This window comes from Mesorhizobium sp. M1E.F.Ca.ET.063.01.1.1 (assembly GCF_003998155.1).
In the GTDB taxonomy this organism is placed as follows: domain Bacteria; phylum Pseudomonadota; class Alphaproteobacteria; order Rhizobiales; family Rhizobiaceae; genus Mesorhizobium.
On record NZ_RZSC01000979.1, the window covers coordinates 1 to 1,869 of the forward strand.

General features: G+C 61.6%; 3 protein-coding genes and 1 pseudogene. 2 read left to right on the forward strand and 2 right to left on the reverse strand.

Going from position 1 to position 1,869, the window contains the following annotated elements:
* The coding region (locus EOA29_RS35010) for a TIGR01620 family protein (RefSeq protein WP_127222302.1) at positions 1-404 on the forward strand (404 nt) is incomplete at its 5' end.
* Between the two features lie 113 nt (positions 405-517).
* On the forward strand, positions 518-1,072 hold the full coding sequence (locus EOA29_RS35015) for a hypothetical protein (protein WP_126093781.1): 555 nt from the start codon (positions 518-520) through the stop codon (positions 1,070-1,072).
* A 71-nt stretch (positions 1,073-1,143) separates the two neighbouring features.
* Here the strand turns inward: EOA29_RS35015 and EOA29_RS35020 are convergent, their stop codons facing one another.
* Together EOA29_RS35020 and EOA29_RS35025 are read right to left on the reverse strand one after the other, a co-directional pair.
* Positions 1,144-1,410: a hypothetical protein gene (locus EOA29_RS35020; RefSeq protein ID WP_126093780.1), complete on the reverse strand. Its 267-nt coding sequence runs from the start codon at positions 1,408-1,410 to the stop codon at positions 1,144-1,146.
* Between the two features lie 285 nt (positions 1,411-1,695).
* Positions 1,696-1,869: pseudogene (locus tag EOA29_RS35025) on the reverse strand (MFS transporter); the annotation flags it as partial.

A 1,869-nucleotide genomic window follows, 5' to 3' on the forward strand; every position in this document is an offset into this window, starting at 1 on the left:
TGGTGACGGCGGTCAGCCCGCGCGCGCTCGTCGACGTCGCCTATGTCGTGTTCGAGGCCGGCAGGCTGATCCGGCGCCTCTCGGAGCTTTATGGCGGCCGCCCCGGCACGCTCGGTTTCCTCCGGCTGGCGCGCGGCGTGCTCGCTCATCTCGCAGTGACCGGCTCGATCGCGGTCGGCGACAGTTTCGTGCAGCAGATCATCGGCCACGGCCTTGCGGCGAAGCTCTCCGCAAAGCTCGGCGAAGGCGTGGTCAACGGCATGATGACGGCGCGCATCGGCATTGCGGCGATGGAAACGGCGCGCCCGCTGCCGTTCATCGCGATCAAGCGCCCCGGACTTGGCGATTTCCTCTCGGCGCTGACCTCGTTCGCGACCCGGAAGGATGGCCAGAGCGACCAATAAGACCGGGCAGTAAGGTAAACAGCGAAAAGGCCGCCAGTGACGAAGCATTAACCAATCTTCTTCATGGTCGTTTCTGTCCCAAGATACAGACTCTGTTGTGCCGGGTGTCGTCCATGAAAAGCGTGATCTTGTCCTGCGTCCTGCCTCTGACGGTTGCAGTAGCCGCACCGCTCGGCCTCGTCGGAAAAGCCCTTGGAGCAGAGCCGGACAAGCAGTTCTTTCGCTCCGTGGAAGGCAAGTGGATCGGCCCGGGCGAGATCATCGCCGGCAAATACAAGGGCACGAAATTCACCTGCAATTTCAACGGCTCCACGCCTGATGGCAAGGTCGGAATGACGCTCGACGGCGACTGCCGGGTCGGCGTGTTCACGCAGAAGATGTCGGCCTCCGTCGAGCGCAAGGGCCGCGAAGGCTACAAGGGCAATTTCATGGGCGGCTCGACCGGCAACGGGCTCGACATCATCGGCGGCAATGTCGTCGATCCGCAGAAGGTGGTCTTCACCATCAACCGCAATCAGTTGAACGGCGTTATGCAGGCCCGTATCCCCGACGACAATTCGATGACTGTGACGGTGGCCGTGCGTGTCAACAAGCAGCTGGTTCCGGTCATCGGCATGAGCCTGAAGCGGGTCGACACGGTCGAAGTCGGTTCAATCGCCAAGAACTGAGCAGGCGCCCTCGGCCAGGCAAGCAAAAGGCGGCAGCCAAGGGCTGCCGCCTCTCCATTTGACGACTTCGCTCACCCCTTGATGGCGGCGGTCACTTCGTCGTAGGCCTTGCAGGCTTCGTCGAGTGTCGTGGCGTTCTGGTATTTCGTCGTCACGGCCTGCACCTTGGCCGTCAGATCAGCCGCCTTGCTCGGATCCTTGGTGATCGCTTCCTGAAGCGCGGCAGCCATGTCCTGCGCCTTCTTGGTGGCCATCTCCTGCGTGCACTCCGGTCCCTTCGAACAGGCCGAAACGGCCAGCGCCGCAACACCCACGGCGACGAGCAAAAACTTCTTCATGTCAATCATCTCCTCAAAAAAGGCGGCGGCCCATCGCCGCCACCTCCCAATGGCCAAAGCCGATCGTGCTTAACCTCTGATTGTGGCGGCACGCAACGACCGGGCCGCGTAAACTTGTGTAACGAAGCTGCAATATCGCGGCGTTCCGGATTCAGGCCGCCCAATGCATGTCGCCCAAAGGTGCGCAGCGGTTTTGGGACAACGACATGCATAAAGACAACAACCTAAAGCGCGTCGCGTCTGAACGGCCTCACGCGACGCGCTTTAGGTCAGTTGTAGCAAAGTTCACCTACGAGGCTGTAGCAGCGCCAGCATGAGTGTCGATGCGGCAAGGACGACGGTAAGGGTCAAAGGCCCCGAGGCACCATAGGTGTCCACGACATAGCCGCCGACAACCGCGCCGATGGTGATGGCAACCTGGAAAGAGACGACCATCAAGCTACCCGCTGCCTCCAGCGC

Bases quoted from the DNA above. Each gene is read 5' to 3' on its own strand.
- EOA29_RS35015 (WP_126093781.1), top strand. From the start codon at position 518: ATGAAAAGCGTGATCTTGTCCTGCGTCCTGCCTCTGACGGTTGCAGTA.
- EOA29_RS35020 (WP_126093780.1), bottom strand. From the start codon at position 1,410: ATGAAGAAGTTTTTGCTCGTCGCCGTGGGTGTTGCGGCGCTGGCCGTT.